Annotated in this window: 11 protein-coding genes; 9 read left to right on the top strand and 2 right to left on the bottom strand. The window is 69.4% G+C overall.

What is annotated here, in order from left to right; all coding sequences use genetic code 11:
• The first annotated feature begins 61 nt into the window (after positions 1-61).
• The 4 genes from HAV22_RS04980 to HAV22_RS04965 all read left to right on the top strand — a co-directional run bounded on the left by HAV22_RS04980 (position 62) and on the right by HAV22_RS04965 (position 5115).
• Positions 62-838 (top strand): helix-turn-helix domain-containing protein, encoded by a 777-nt coding sequence (locus HAV22_RS04980; RefSeq protein WP_166857098.1) that lies wholly within the window; start codon positions 62-64, stop codon positions 836-838.
• An 80-nt stretch (positions 839-918) separates the two neighbouring features.
• Positions 919-1359: an Hsp20/alpha crystallin family protein gene (locus tag HAV22_RS04975; RefSeq protein WP_166857095.1), complete on the top strand. Its 441-nt coding sequence runs from the start codon at positions 919-921 to the stop codon at positions 1357-1359.
• An 11-nt stretch (positions 1360-1370) separates the two neighbouring features.
• Entirely contained in the window at positions 1371-2408 is a 1038-nt protein-coding gene (locus HAV22_RS04970; protein ID WP_166857093.1) for a zinc-dependent alcohol dehydrogenase family protein, read from the top strand.
• A gap of 31 nt (positions 2409-2439) precedes the next feature.
• Positions 2440-5115 (top strand): bifunctional acetate--CoA ligase family protein/GNAT family N-acetyltransferase, encoded by a 2676-nt coding sequence (locus tag HAV22_RS04965; protein WP_166857091.1) that lies wholly within the window; start codon positions 2440-2442, stop codon positions 5113-5115.
• Here the strand turns inward: HAV22_RS04965 and HAV22_RS04960 are convergent.
• Positions 5112-7646: a cation-translocating P-type ATPase gene (locus HAV22_RS04960; RefSeq protein WP_166857088.1), complete on the bottom strand. Its 2535-nt coding sequence runs from the start codon at positions 7644-7646 to the stop codon at positions 5112-5114. The two genes, HAV22_RS04965 and HAV22_RS04960, sit on opposite strands and share 4 nt — an antisense overlap.
• Before the next feature lie 110 nt (positions 7647-7756).
• A complete protein-coding gene (locus tag HAV22_RS04955) occupies positions 7757-8362 on the bottom strand; it encodes a cytochrome b (RefSeq protein WP_166857086.1) in 606 nt (201 codons plus the stop codon).
• Positions 8363-8663: 301 nt separating this feature from the next.
• Between HAV22_RS04955 and HAV22_RS04950 the strand changes: the two genes are divergently transcribed.
• From HAV22_RS04950 to HAV22_RS04930, 5 genes are read left to right on the top strand one after another with little or no spacing between them, the layout of a single operon-like run.
• The gene (locus HAV22_RS04950) at positions 8664-9680 is read left to right on the top strand and encodes a LacI family DNA-binding transcriptional regulator (RefSeq protein ID WP_166857084.1); all 1017 of its coding nucleotides are present in this window, start codon (positions 8664-8666) and stop codon (positions 9678-9680) included.
• Positions 9680-10948 (top strand): extracellular solute-binding protein, encoded by a 1269-nt coding sequence (locus HAV22_RS04945; RefSeq protein ID WP_166857082.1) that lies wholly within the window; start codon positions 9680-9682, stop codon positions 10946-10948. The genes HAV22_RS04950 and HAV22_RS04945 overlap by 1 nt, the downstream gene beginning before the upstream one ends.
• Positions 10945-12015 carry a carbohydrate ABC transporter permease gene (locus HAV22_RS04940; protein ID WP_166857080.1) on the top strand — a complete coding sequence of 357 codons (1071 nt, stop codon included), beginning with the start codon at positions 10945-10947 and terminating at the stop codon, positions 12013-12015. The genes HAV22_RS04945 and HAV22_RS04940 overlap by 4 nt, the downstream gene beginning before the upstream one ends.
• Positions 12012-12884, top strand: coding sequence for a carbohydrate ABC transporter permease (locus HAV22_RS04935; RefSeq protein WP_166857078.1), 873 nt, complete (start codon positions 12012-12014; stop codon positions 12882-12884). The genes HAV22_RS04940 and HAV22_RS04935 overlap by 4 nt, the downstream gene beginning before the upstream one ends.
• A gap of 14 nt (positions 12885-12898) precedes the next feature.
• On the top strand, positions 12899-13876 hold the full coding sequence (locus HAV22_RS04930) for a family 43 glycosylhydrolase (RefSeq protein WP_166857076.1): 978 nt from the start codon (positions 12899-12901) through the stop codon (positions 13874-13876).
• Positions 13877-13907 lie beyond the last annotated feature (31 nt).

The raw sequence follows: 13907 nt of genomic DNA, 5'->3' as shown, positions 1-13907 counted from the left end.
GATATTGCGGCGCCGTCCGATACTGCTTGCATGGGTGGCAACGACATGCAAGGAGCAGACGATGACTGTGCAGACCTACCGGATCGTCCCGGCGGCTGAGCCGGACGGGCGCGGCGCCGCGGCGAACGGTGCCAAATGCGGGCGGTGCGCCTACCGTACGTTGTGCCTGCCCCTGGGGCTGGGCGACCGCGACCTGGCAAGGCTGGAAAGCGTGATCGGATGTCGGCGCAGGCTCGCGCGCGGCGACGTCCTGTTCCGTGCCGGCCAGCCGTTCGCCAACCTGTACGCGTTGCGCTTCGGCCATTTCATGACGTGCCGCGACGATCATCGAGGCGAGCGCTACATCACCGGATTCCAGATGGCCGGCGATCTGATGGGCATGGATGCGATCGGCAACGGCGAGCATGCGAGCACCGCCATCGCGCTGGAAGACAGCGAAGTGTGCGAAGTGCCCTACGCACGCCTGCAGGCCCTGATGGCCGAGCTTCCGCAGGTGATGGCGCATTTCCACCGCATGATGAGCCAGGAGATCCTGCGCGACCAGTCCGCGATCCGCTTCCTGGGCATCCTGCGCGCGGACGAGCGCATGGCCAGCCTGCTGCTGAACTTGTCGGCCCGCTACGCCATGCGCGGCTTTTCGCCGCGCCGTTTTCAGCTGCGCATGTCGCGCGACGACATGGCGCGCTACCTGGGCCTGCAGCTGGAAACCGTCAGCCGCCTCCTGGCCCGCTTCCGCGATCAGGGGCTGATCCATCTGGAGCGCCGCGAACTCGAGATTCTGGACATGCGCCGCCTGGAAGCCATTGCGGGCGGCATGCATGAAGCCGTCGAGGCCTAGCGGCCGCGGCCTGCGCCTCCCGCCGGCGCCGCGCAGGCCGTCCATGTCATCGCCCGGCAATCCATATAGGGAGAGTCATCATGTCTCACCATCTGAAACCGTTCGAACCGTTCACCGACCTGATGTCGTTCGATCCCGTCCGCAATGTCGAGGACATGCTGCGTGCGTTCCGCCAGCCGGGCCAGTGGCGCTCGGACGTCCCCGCCATCCGGCTCGACATCGACGAAACCGAGCAGGAATACGATATCCGTGCCGATATCCCCGGCGTCGAGAAGGACGACATCAAGGTCGAGATCGACGGCAACCGCGTCGTGATTTCCGCCGAGCGCAAGCAGGATACGGAGAAAAAGCGCGGCAACACCGTGCACAGCGAACGTCATTGGGGCCAGCAGTACCGGGCGTTCACGCTGCCGAACCCGGTGGACGACGCGAAGGCGGAAGCGCGCTACGAGCACGGCGTCCTCAAGCTGACCCTGCCGAAAAAAGCGGGCGCCGGCATGCACCGGCTCGACATCCATTGAGGAGACCCATCATGCGAGCCCTCGTCTACCACGGACCAGGCGCGCGGCGGCTGGAAGAGCGCCCGATGCCCGCCATCCGGCAACCGGATGACGCCATCGTGCGCCTGCGGCGGACCACGATCTGCGGCACCGACCTGCACATCCTGAAGGGCGACGTGCCGACGTGTCTGCCGGGCACGATTCTCGGCCACGAGGGTGTCGGCACGATCGAGGAGGTCGGCAGCGCGGTGCGTGGTTTCAGCCCGGGCGACCCGGTGCTGATCTCGTGCATCACGTCCTGCGGCCGGTGCGAATATTGCCGCAAGGGGATGTACTCGCACTGCCTCGACGGTGGCTGGGTCCTCGGCAACCGCATCGACGGCACCCAGGCCGAGTACGTGCGGATTCCGCACGCGGATTTCAGCCTGCACCACATTCCGGACGGCGCCGACGAGGATGCCCTGACCATGCTCAGCGACATCCTGCCGACCGGGTTCGAGTGCGGCGTGCTCAACGGCAAGGTCCAGCCGGGTTGCAGCGTCGCCATCGTCGGGTCCGGGCCGATCGGGCTGGCTGCGCTGCTGACGGCGCAGTTCTTCACGCCCGCGCTCGTGGTCGTCATCGATCCGGATCGCCATCGCCTCGAGATCGCACAGTGCTTCGGTGCCACCCATGTGATGACCCCGGACGCCGACACGGCCGGCCTGGTGAAGGGCCTCACCGGCGGGCGCGGCGCGGACGTCGTCATCGAGGCGGTCGGCGTCCCGGCCAGCTTCGAACTGTGCGAGGACCTGGTGGCGCCGGGGGGCACGATCGCGAACATCGGCGTGCACGGCACGAAGGTCGACCTCCACCTGGAGCGGCTCTGGTCGCACAACATCACGATCACCACGCGCCTGGTCGACACCGTGACGACGCCACAACTGCTCCGGGCCGTGCTGTCGCGCAAGCTCGAGGCGGCGACGCTCATCACCCACCGGTTCCGCTTCGAGGACATGGACCGCGCCTACGACACGTTCGGGCGCGCGGCCGATACCCATGCGATGAAAGTCGTCATCGAGGTGGCGTGACGGCGACGCGCCGTGGCGCGGGAGAGGCAACATGAGCATGCGGTACCTGAACCATGTCTTCGCGCCGGATTCGGTCGCCGTCGTCGGCGCGTCGGCGCGTCCCGGCAGCGTCGGCGCCACGGTACTGGCCAACGTCGCCGGCGGGGGATTCTCCGGTCCGGTCTGGCCCGTCAACCCGAAGTACGGGGCACTCGGCGGCCTGCCCGTCTTTCGCGACGTGGCCGACCTCCCGCGGGCGCCGGGACTGGCCGTGATCTGCACGCCGGCCGCCACCGTGCCGGACATCATCGCCACGCTGGGCGAGCGCGGCTGCAAGGCGGCCGTCGTCCTGAGCGCCGGGCTCGACGCGCAGGCGCCCGGCGGCGGCACGCTGCGCCAGGCGATGCTGGACGCGGCCAGGCCGCACCTGCTGCGCATCCTCGGCCCGAACTGCGTGGGCCTGCTGGTGCCGGGGCGCGGACTGAACGCCAGCTTCGCGCCGGTGGCCGCGCTGCCCGGGCGCCTGGCGTTCGTCGCCCAGTCGGGCGCGCTCGTCACGGCCGTGCTGGACTGGGCGCGCACGCGCAGGATCGGCTTTTCCTGCTTCGTCTCGCTGGGCGACGGCAGCGACGTCGACTTCGGCGACTTGCTCGACTATCTCGCCGGCGACCCCGGCACGGACGCCATCCTGCTGTACGCCGAGAGCGTGCGCCAGGCGCGCAAGTTCATGTCGGCGGCGCGCGGGGCGGCGCGCGCGAAGCCCACGGTGATCGTCAAGGCGGGCAGGGTGGCCGAGGCGGCGCACGCGGCGTTCAGCCATACGGGCGCGCTCGCCGGTTCGGACATCGTCTACGACGCCGCGCTGCGCCGCGCCGGCATGCTGCGCGTGTATTCGACGGGCGAACTGTTCGACGCCGTCGCGATCCTCGCGCAGGCGCGCCGGCCGGCCGGGCCGCGTCTCGCGATCCTGACCAATGGCGGCGGCCCGGGCGTGATGGCGACGGATGCGCTGGTCGCGGGCGGCGGCACGCTCGCGCAACTGGCGCCGGCCACGCTGGCCCACCTGTCCGATCATCTTCCCGCCACCTGGTCGCACGGCAATCCGGTCGACGTCATCGGCGACGCGCCCGTCGAACGCTATGTCATGGCGTTGCGGGCACTGCTCGACGAGCCGGGTGCCGACGCCGCCCTGCTGATCCATGCGCCGACGGCCATCGTGCCCAGCGCGGATATCGCCCGCGCCTTGCTGCCGCTGCTGCGCGCGGCGGAGCGGCCGGTCCTGTGCTGCTGGCTGGGCGGGGCGAGCGTCGCCCAGGCGCGCGGCCTGTGCCTCGATGCGGGCGTGCCCGTGTTCGACACGCCGGAGGAGGCCGTACGCGGCTTCCTGCAACTGGTCGACTACGCGCGCAACCAGAAGACGTTGATGCAGGTACCGCAGGCCGGCGCGCTGGCCGCACCGGACCGGGCCGCGGCGCGGGCGCGCGTCGCCGGGTTGCTGGAAGCGGGTACGACGGCGGTCGGCGAGGCCGACGCCAAGGCGATCCTCGCCGCCTACGGCATCCCCGTCGTACGGACGGAGACGGCGCGCGACCTCGATGGTGCCCTGGCCGCCGCGTGCCGGATCGGTTACCCGGTCGCGCTCAAGATCCTGTCGCCGGACATCGTGCACAAGACGGACGTCGGCGGCGTCGTGCTCGACCTCGCGGACGCCGCCGCGCTGGCGCAGGCGCAGGACGCGATGCGCGCGCGCGTGCGCGCCGCGCTCCCGCACGCCCGCGTGGCCGGCTTCACGGTGCAGGCCATGGCGCGTCGTCCGCGCGCGCACGAACTGATCGTCGGCATCGCCACCGACCCCGTGTTCGGACCGGTCGTGCTGTTCGGCCAGGGCGGCGTGGCGGTCGAGGTGACGGCCGACCAGGCCGTCGCCCTGCCGCCGCTGAACCGCGTGCTCGCGGCCGACCTCGTGGGCCGGACGCGGGCCGCACGGCTGCTGGCGGGCTTCCGCGACCATCCACGCGCCGACGTCGACGCGCTCTGCGACGTGCTGGTGCGCGTGGGGCAGCTCGCGGCCGACGTGCCCGAGCTAGCGGAACTGGACATCAACCCGCTGCTGGCGGACGCGTCCGGCGTCGTCGCGCTGGATGCGCGGATGCGCCTCGCGCCGGCGCCCGCCGGCCAGGACCCGCTCGCGCGGCTGGCCATCCTGCCGTATCCCGACGACCTGGAACGCCGCGTGGACAGCGTGCTCGGCCCGCTGCTGGTGCGGCCGATCCGCCCGGAAGACGCACCGGCCCACGAGGCGTTCTTCGCCGCCTTGAGTCCGCAGGACATCCATTTCCGCATGTTCGGCACCGTGCGCGCGCTGTCGCCGGCCCAGCTGGCGCGCTTCACGCAGATCGACTATGCGCGCGAAATGGCGTTCATCGCCACCCGGCCCGGCCCCGACGGCACGGCCGAGACGCTGGGCGTGGTGCGCGTCGCCATCGATCCGGACGGGATCGTGGGCGAGTTCGCCATTATCGTGCGGTCCGACCTGCATGGCCGCGGGCTGGGCCGCCTGCTGATGGGCCGCTTGCTCGACTATTGCCGTGCGCGCCACCTCGAGCGCGTCGTCGGCGTGGCCCTGGCCGACAATGTCGGGATGCACCAGCTGGCGCGCGCCTGCGGATTCCAGTTGCTGCCGGCCGTCGACGGCAACGTCGAGATGGTGCTGGCGTTGGACGGCTAGCGTCCCGGGCCGGCGGCACGCGTGGCCTGCAGGCCCAGGAGCATCGCGACGGCGGTCAGCAAGGCCAGCGCGAGCCACCGGCCTGGCGGTGGCGCGAAGCGGAACAGCTCGGCAAGGGGCGGCCACCACAATGCCGCCGCCAGCAGGCCCAGCGCGCCGGCCGCGATGGCGACGAACACGGCGTTCACGGTCCGCAGCGCGGCCAGGAGACCGCGCTGGCGATGGCTCAGCAGCAGTCCGAGATTGCACAGGATCAGCGCGGCGAATGCCGTCGCCGCGGCCTGGCGGACGGGCAGCCGGGCGAGCGCCCAGCCATAGCACGCGGCCAGCAGCGCCGCCGCCCATAGCCCGCGCAGCAGCGCCGCCAGCAATGCGCGCCGGTCCAGCACGGATTCGTCGGGCGGACGTGGCGGGCGGCGCATCAGGTCCGGCTCTTCCGGCTCGTTCTCGAACGCCAGCGAACAGGCCGGGTCGATCACCAGTTCGAGGAATACGATGTGCGGCGGATACAGCAGCACCGGCCAGCCGAGCAGCGGCGGCAGCAGGGCCAGCACGGTGATCGGGACGTGGGCCGCGGCGACGTAGCGCATCGACTTGCGCATGTTGCTGAAGATGCGGCGGCCCGCGCGCAGCGCCAGCACCAGCGACGGAAAGCGGTCGTCGAGCAGCGTCAACTCGGCCGCCTCGCGCGCCACGTCGGTGCCGCGCCGTCCCATCGCCACGCCGACGTCGGCGGCGCGCAGCGCCGGCGCGTCGTTGACACCATCCCCGGTCATCGCCACGACGGCGCCGCGGTGCTGCAGGGCCTGCACGATGGCCAGCTTCTGGCCCGGCAGGATGCGCGCGCATACGCTGACGCCTTCGAGCCGGGTGGCGAGCCGCTCCGTGTCGAGGCGCGCGATGTCCGGGCCCGTCACGATGGCGCTGTCGGCCAGGCCGGCCTGGCGCGCGATGGCGGCCGCCGTCTCGGGATGGTCGCCCGTTACCATCAGCACCCTGACGCCGGCGCGCCGGCATTCGGCCACCGCGTCGGGGATGTCGGCGCGCAGCGGGTCGGCCAGCGCCACCAGGCCCAGCAGGTTGTAGTGCAGCGTCGCAGGGTCGTCCGGCCAGGGCGGTGCGATGCCGCGGGCCTCGGCCACGGCGAGGACCCGCAACCCGGCGCGGGCCATGTCCGCCGCGGCCGCGTGCGCCAGCGTACGCTGATTCTCGGGGCACAGGGCGGCGATGGTCTCCGGCGCGCCCTTGGCGGCGGCAAAGGACACATCGCCGTCGCTCCAGATCCGGATCATCGCCGGCCGGTTCGCCGTCAGGCCATATTCGCGCACCATGTGCCCCGGCTCGTGTGCCGGCACCGCCGCCTGTGCCGCCTGCGCCTGCCGCAGCGCTTCCTCTATCGGGTCGTGCGATTGCGGACGGCTCGCGCGCACGGCGACGTCCAGCAGTTCGCGCAGCGCCGGCGCCAGCGGCGCGCCCGCTACCATGTCGTGTCCGGCGCCCGCATGCCACAGCCGGCGCAGTGCCATGCGGTTTTCCGTCAGGGTGCCGGTCTTGTCGACGCACAGCACCGACGTCGAGCCGAGCACTTCGATGGCGGCCAGGCGCCGCGTCAGTACGCGGTCGCGCGCCAGGCGCCACGCGCCGATCGCGGGGAACACGGTGAGGATGACCGGAAACTCGGCCGGCAGCACGGACATCGACAGGGCCACGCCGGCCAGCAATGCCTGCAGCCAGTCGCCGGAGCGCCAGCCGAGCAGCAGCACGAGCAGGACGCTCACCGCCAGGCCCAGCACGGCCATGCGGCGCGCGAGCGTGTGGGTGTCGTGCTGCAGGCGGCCGGACGGCGGACGGATCGCGCCGAGCGCCGCGCCGATGCGTCCGAGCTCGCTGCGCGCGCCCGTGGCGGCCACCTGGGCCAGGGCGTCTCCCTGCACGACCAGGGTGCCTGCGAATACCCATGGCAGATCGGCGCCGCCCGGCTGGACGGGCGGTGCGGTGGGAAGGCCCGCCCGCTTGGCGACGGGGACGGACTCGCCCGTCAGCAACGACTCGTCCGCCAGCAGGCCGCTCGTCTCGACGACGACGGCGTCGGCCGGCACGCGGTCGCCTTCCGTCAGCACGACAACGTCGCCGCGCACGACATCGGCGGCGGGCACCTGCCATCTGCGGCCGTCGCGCACGACCGTGGCGGTGGGGGCGCTCAGGTCGCGCAGTGCCTGCAATGCGCGTTCCGTCCGTCCTTCCTGATACAGCGTCATGCCCAGCATGAGCACGACCATCAGCAACAGGAAGGCGCTCTCGCGCGGTTCCCCCAGCGGCAGGTAGAGCAGCGCGGCGCCGACCAGCAGCAGGAACATTGGCTCGCGCGCCGCGTCGCCGAGGATCACGTGCCAGCCACGCCGCGTGCGGTCGGGCAGGGCGTTGGGACCGTCGGCGGCGAGCCTGTGTGCGGCCTCGGCGGCGGAAAGGCCGTCGTGGCGGTGTCGTGTCGCGGCATCGCGGCGGTCCAGTGTGGCATCGTTCTCGTTCATTTCCTTCTTCCGATAACGGTCGGCATGCAACGCATCCAGAATGCCGCGGTGAGCCGCCGTGCGGGGCGGGTGTCGAGGATTGAGCGGAAGACGGCGGAGCCGTCCTGTCGTCAGCCGTCTGGAAACAGGTGCCTGCGACCCGACGGCAGCATCCGCGACAGCACCGGATCGCGCAATACGTAGTGATGGTAGAGCGCGGCGGCGGCGTGGCCCGCGGCGAGAATGACGATGGCCCAGCCGTTCAGCTCGTGCAGCTCCTCCACCAAGTGTAGCGCCGGTTTGGAGAAGGGGGCGAACGGCGGCGGGATCAACAGTCCGAAAAAGCTCATCGATTCGTTGCCCGCCCAGCGCAATACGAAACCGAGCACCGCCTCCGCAGCGAGCATGCAGTAGAGCAGGACATGGACCGTCCTCGCTGCCATGCCGGCCCAGCCGGAAACGGCAGCGGGCGTCCGGCGGCCCGGCACCAGGCGCCAGGCGACGCGGACCACGATCACGGCGGCCAGAACGATGCCGAACGACATGTGGGCGACGACCATCAGCCGTTCCGTCGGACGCCCGAACCATTCCCACGTTGCCGCGAGCACAAACTGCAGCAATACGAGCACCGCGGTCAGCCAGTGCAGGGCGATCGAGAACGTGTCGTAGGTCGCGCGGTCGCCGCCTGCGGTGACGTGGGCTCGCCGCTTCAAGGTCCAGGTCGAGTCGGTGGTCATTGGTATCTCCACAACAGGAAAATGGTACGAAGTCGCAAATGATGCTGCACAAAGATACGCGCCAAGTGGCTCATTACTGAATGACTTGGATCAAAAACGGATGATTTACGCTGGTCCAGCCGGCAAGCTCACCCTGTGTCAAAAGAGAACCGCCGTATCTATCCGGATCAAGCCTGGTTGTTGACCTCCGCACAAAAAGCCGATAGCATCTCGATCAATGACAACGTTGGACAACTCGCGACGGCACCTCGCGCCGGACCGGATTGAACCCGACTGGAAGGCCCCAGGCCAAGGAGACGAGGTGTCGACCATTCACGATGTCGCCGAAAAAGCCGGCGTATCGATCAAGACCGTGTCGCGCGTGCTGAACGATGCGAGCAGCGTGTCGGAAAAGACCCGCAAACGGATCGAGCAGGCCATGCAGGCGCTCGACTTTGCCCCGTCCGCGGCGGCCCGCATGCTGCGCGGGCGGCCGACCGACCTCGTGGCGGTCATCGCGGACAGGCTGACCACGACGCCGGATTCGTCCGAGATCATCAAGGGCATCCAGTCGGTCTGCGAGGACCTGGGCAAGATGCTCATCATCGGCGAGACGGGGGGGCAGCCGCAGGTCGCGAGCCGTCTCGTGGCGGACATGCGTACGCGCCGCGTCGAAGCCATCATCTTCGCCACCACGTTCCACCGCGTCGTGACCGTGAACGAGACGCTGGGCCAGACGCCGGCCGTGCTGGCCAACTGCTTCGAGGAGACGCCCCGGTTCGCGCAAGTCGTGCCGGACGACGAAGGCGGCGGTTACGCGGCGGTGGAGGCCGTGCTGCGGGCCGGCCACCGCAAGATCGCGTTCCTGCAACTCACCGACGGCATGGTGGCGACCACGCTGCGCATGCAGGGCTTCCGTCATGCGATGCGGGATTACGGCGTGCAGCCGAACGAAGCGTGGCTGCTGCACGGCACGACGCCCGACGAGGACGAGTTCACGCACCTCAAGGACCGCCTGGACCGCCTGTTCGCGACGGACGAGCGTCCCACCGCCATCCTGTGCGGTAACGACAAGATGGCGATCCGCGTCATCTTCACCCTGCAGCGGCGCGGCATTCGCGTGCCCGAAGATATTTCCGTCGTCGGCTTCGACGATTTCCGCCTGCTGTCGGAAGCATCGGATCCCGGCCTGACGACCGTCACCCTGCCGTACCGCGAGATCGGCGCGATCGCCGCGCGGCGCGCGCTCGGTGCCGACCGGGACGCGACCGTCCTGCGCGTGCCGTGCTGCGCTGTCCTGCGCGGCACCGTGACGCCGCCGCGCAAGGTGGGCAAGTGATGAAACGGGCGCTGCTTCCGATCGTCGCCATGCTGGCGTCGCGCGCGCTGGCAGCGCCCGTCGAGATCACGATGTGGCGCCACGACACGGGCGACGCCGAAATGGTCGCGAGCCGGAACATGGTCGACCGGTTCAACCGCGCCCAGGATCGATGGAAGGTCGTCGTGGAGACGATCCCGCAAGGCACGTACACGGAATCGATCACGGCGGCCTCCCTCGTCGGTCATCTGCCGTGCGTGATGACGATCGACCAGCCGGCCGTGCCAAACTTCGCCTGGGCCGGCAATATCCGGCCGCTCGATCGCCTGTTGCCGGCGTCGGTGGTCGAACCGTTGCTGCCGGGCGGGCGCGGCACGTACCAGGGACGCCTGTACAGCGTGGGCCAGTTCGACGTCGTGCTGGCGCTGTTCGCGCGCCGCTCGGCACTGAAGGCCGAAGGCGTGCGCGTCGCGACCATCGAACAGCCATACTCGGCGCGCGAACTCTACGACATCCTGGCCAGGGTCAAGCGTTCCGGCCGTTACCGTTATCCGCTCGACCTGAACGGCAAGGCGACCGGCGAGTGGTTCAGCTATGCGTTTTCGCCCTGGCTCGAGAGTGCCGGGACGGACCTCATCGACCGCGGCAACTACCTGCGCGTCGACGGTGTGCTCAACAGCGATGCGGCCGTCGGTGTCGCCCGCTACTACGGTCGCCTGTTCAAGGACCGCCTCGCCGAACGGAACCCCGCCGACGAGAAGAGCTTCGAGCAGGGGCGTTCGCTGATCCAGTACACGGGGTCGTGGAAGGCGCGCGAGTACAGCGACCGTTTCGGCGACGATCTCGTCGTGATGCCGCCGCCCGATTTCGGCCATGGGCCGCGGGTCGGCGCGGCATCCTGGCAATGGGCGATATCGAGCAGCTGCCCTTATCCCGCGGGCGCCGCGGCGTTTCTCACGCACGTGTTGTCCGCCAAGGAGATGGCCGAATTCTCGCGCCTGACCGGCCTGGTCCCGGTCACCGCGAACGCCGCGGCGCTCACGGCGCACTACCGGTCGGGCGGCGACTGGCGCGTCTACTTCGACTTCGCGGCCCGCTATGCGACGCCGCGGCCCGCGACGCCGGCCTATCCGGCCATCTCGGCCGCGTTCGAAAAAGCCATGGCCGATCTGCGGGCCGGCAAGGATGCGGCCGAGGCGATGGACGAGGCGGTCGAGACGATCGAACACGATATCGCCCGCAACGACGGCTACGGATACACCCGGCCGAAAGCGGTGGCAAGCCAATGAAGACGATACTCGGCCGCGACCATCCGTTGGCGATCGCCGGCTTCGCCGGTCCGGCGTTGCTGCTGTTCGGCGTCTTCATCCTGCTGCCGCTGCTGCTCGCGGCCGCCGTCACGTTCACCAACCACCGGCTCGTGTCGCCGGAGCCGACACGGTACGTCGGCCTGGAAAATTACGCGCGCCTGCTGGCGCTGAAAGTCGTCGCCGTCGAGCCGCTGCGCGATGCGGCCGGCGCGACGCTGCGCGACGAGGACGGCGTGCGCTTTCCCACATGGCGCCAGACGCGCCGCGCGCGCCCGGGCCTTGCCGATTACCGGCCGGCGTGGCAGTTCCAGCTCGGCGAACGCCGGGTCGTTCTGGCGGCGACGGATCCGTTGTTCTACCGTTCCCTCATCAACACCTTCCTGTTCGCGCTGCTGGTATTGCCGCTGCAATGCGGCGGCGCGCTCGGCCTCGCGCTGCTGGTCAACCAGCGCAGCGCGGGACGCATCTTCTTCCGCACCGTCTATTTCGCGCCCGTCGTCACGTCGATGGTCGTGGCATCCATCGTCTGGTCGTTCATGCTGAACACGGACCGGGGCATGATCAACGAGCTGCTGCGCGCCGTCACGGGCGATCCGAACGTCGGACCGGACTGGCTGGGCGAAAGCCGTTACGCGCTGCCCGCGATCGCCGTCATGTCGGCCTGGCAGGGCGCGGGATTCCAGATGCTCGTGTTCCTGGCCGGCCTGCAGTCGATCTCGCCGGAATTGTACGAGGCGGCGACCCTGATGGGCGCGAACGCGTGGCAACGGTTCGTGCACGTGACCTTGCCGGGGCTGCGCAACACGATCGTGTTCGTGATCGTGTCCACCTTGCTGCTGGCGTTCGGCCTGTTCACCCAGGTCGACGTGATGACACAGGGCGGGCCGCTCGACTCGACGACGACCGTCGTCTATCACGCGGTGCGCACGGGCTTCCGCCAGCAGGACATCGGCTACGGGTCGACGATCGCCATGGTCTTCTTCGGCATCGTGCTGCTCGTCTCCGTGCTGCAGCACGTCCTCGTCGCGAAAGGCGGACACGAATGAAACCATCGATCCGCACGCTGCTGCTGTTCGCCGCCATGTGCCTGCTCGGCATCGTGTTCGCGGCGCCGCTGCTGTTCATGTTCGCCTCGTCGTTCAAGCGCGACGATGCCATCTTCGCCAACCTCACGAGCTGGTCCGCGTTCATTCCCGATGCGGGATGGTCGATGGCCAATTACACGGCCATCTTCGAGCGCAGCAATTTGCCGCTGTTCCTGCTCAATTCGACCATCATCGCGGCGTTCGTCGTCGCGGGCGGTGTGCTGGTCAACAGCATGCTCGCGTTTTCCCTGAGCCGCATGCGCTGGCGCGGCCGCAGGGCGGTGCTGGCCGTCGTGGTCGCACTGATGATCATCCCGTTCGAAGTCATCGCGATTCCACTGCTGTCGCTGGTGGCGCGGCTGCCGTGGCCGGGCCTGGAGCAGGGCGCGCTGACGTGGCATATCGGCTGGTTCAACAGCCTGCACGTGCAGATCATCCCGTTCCTTGCCAACGCTTTCTGCGTCTTCCTGTTCTACCAGTTTTTCCGCGACATCCCGCGCGAACTGGACGAAGCGGCGAAGATGGATGGCGCCGGACCGTGGACCCTGTTTTTCCGGATCATCCTGCCCAACAGCCGGCCGGTGATCGCGACTGCCGCGATCGTGCTGTTCATCGCCGCATGGAACCAGTACCTGTGGCCGATCATGGTCGTGCAGGGCGCAGCGGCGCGCCCCGTGCAGCCGGGCATCCAGCAGTTCTTCGGGCGCTCCAATTCCTGGGGCCAGATCATGGCCTACGCGTCCGTGGTCACGCTGCCCGTGCTGGTCGTCTTCCTCGCATTCCAACGCCAGTTCGTCGCCTCGGTGGCGGGTGCCGGCATCAAGGGCTGAATCGAATCATCATCATGACACTCAAACTCGACGACAAATACATCTGGGACTTCTGGCACTTCGCGGAAGGCGGCGAGCAGCACCTGTTCATGCTGCAGGCCGACCGCGCCATCGGCGATCCGGACCTGCGCCACTGGAACGTCTCCATCGGCCATGCCGTCTCGCGCGACCTGAGACAGTGGGATTACCGGGGCACCGTGTTCGGCCCGGCCGCGCCGGGCGCGTGGGACGATTTCACGACATGGACCGGTTCCGTGATCCATGCCGAAGGCGCCTATCACCTGTTCTACACCGGCACGTGCCGCGCCGAGAACGGCCTGCGCCAGCGCATCGGCCACGCGACGTCGGACAGCATCGACGGTCCGTGGACCCGCGTCGGCGACGGCCTCGCGCTCGACCTCGACGAACGGTTCTACGAGGAGCATGCGGCAGGGCGCTGGCACGACCGCGCCCTGCGCGATCCGTGGGTTCTGCCCGACCCGATCGACGGCGTGTACCACATGTTTTTCACCGCGCGCCGCAACGACGGCCCCAGGTACGAGCGGGGCGTGATCGGCCACGCCGTCTCGTCCGACCTCGTCCACTGGGAGGCGACCGCGCCCGTGTACGGCGGCGGCCATTACGGCCAGCTCGAAGTGCCGCAGGTGTTCGAGCGCGATGGCCAGTGGTTCTGCACGTTCTGCAATGTGCGTGACCACTGGTCCGACGCCCAGCGCGCCAGCCAGGACGGCGGCGTCTCCGGCACGCACTACCTCGTGGCCGACCACCCGCTGGGGCCATGGCAGCCGGCCGAAGGCTTCCTCGACGGCGCGGTGCCCTGCAAGCGCTACGCGGGCAAGATCCTGCACGACCCGCTGACGGGACAGGACTGCCTGATGGCCTTCCTCGACACGGGACCGGACGGCCGCTTCGTCGGCCAGATCAGCGACCCGATCCCGCTGCGGTTCGAACATGGCCGATACCGTCTCGACGAATTTTCGACCCCTGGATGACAACGATGGACATCGACAAGCCGGCGCGAAG

Source organism: Telluria antibiotica (assembly GCF_011682055.1).
Classification (GTDB): Bacteria; Pseudomonadota; Gammaproteobacteria; order Burkholderiales; family Burkholderiaceae_D; genus Telluria; species Telluria antibiotica.
Note: the sequence above shows the minus strand (reverse complement) of the source record. Positions and strands in the feature narration are given on the sequence as shown.

Bases quoted from the DNA above. Each gene is read 5' to 3' on its own strand.
- HAV22_RS04980 (WP_166857098.1), top strand. From the start codon at position 62: ATGACTGTGCAGACCTACCGGATCGTCCCGGCGGCTGAGCCGGACGGG.
- HAV22_RS04975 (WP_166857095.1), top strand. From the start codon at position 919: ATGTCTCACCATCTGAAACCGTTCGAACCGTTCACCGACCTGATGTCG.
- HAV22_RS04970 (WP_166857093.1), top strand. From the start codon at position 1,371: ATGCGAGCCCTCGTCTACCACGGACCAGGCGCGCGGCGGCTGGAAGAG.
- HAV22_RS04965 (WP_166857091.1), top strand. From the start codon at position 2,440: ATGAGCATGCGGTACCTGAACCATGTCTTCGCGCCGGATTCGGTCGCC.
- HAV22_RS04960 (WP_166857088.1), bottom strand. From the start codon at position 7,646: ATGAACGAGAACGATGCCACACTGGACCGCCGCGATGCCGCGACACGA.
- HAV22_RS04955 (WP_166857086.1), bottom strand. From the start codon at position 8,362: ATGACCACCGACTCGACCTGGACCTTGAAGCGGCGAGCCCACGTCACC.
- HAV22_RS04945 (WP_166857082.1), top strand. From the start codon at position 9,680: ATGAAACGGGCGCTGCTTCCGATCGTCGCCATGCTGGCGTCGCGCGCG.
- HAV22_RS04940 (WP_166857080.1), top strand. From the start codon at position 10,945: ATGAAGACGATACTCGGCCGCGACCATCCGTTGGCGATCGCCGGCTTC.
- HAV22_RS04935 (WP_166857078.1), top strand. From the start codon at position 12,012: ATGAAACCATCGATCCGCACGCTGCTGCTGTTCGCCGCCATGTGCCTG.
- HAV22_RS04930 (WP_166857076.1), top strand. From the start codon at position 12,899: ATGACACTCAAACTCGACGACAAATACATCTGGGACTTCTGGCACTTC.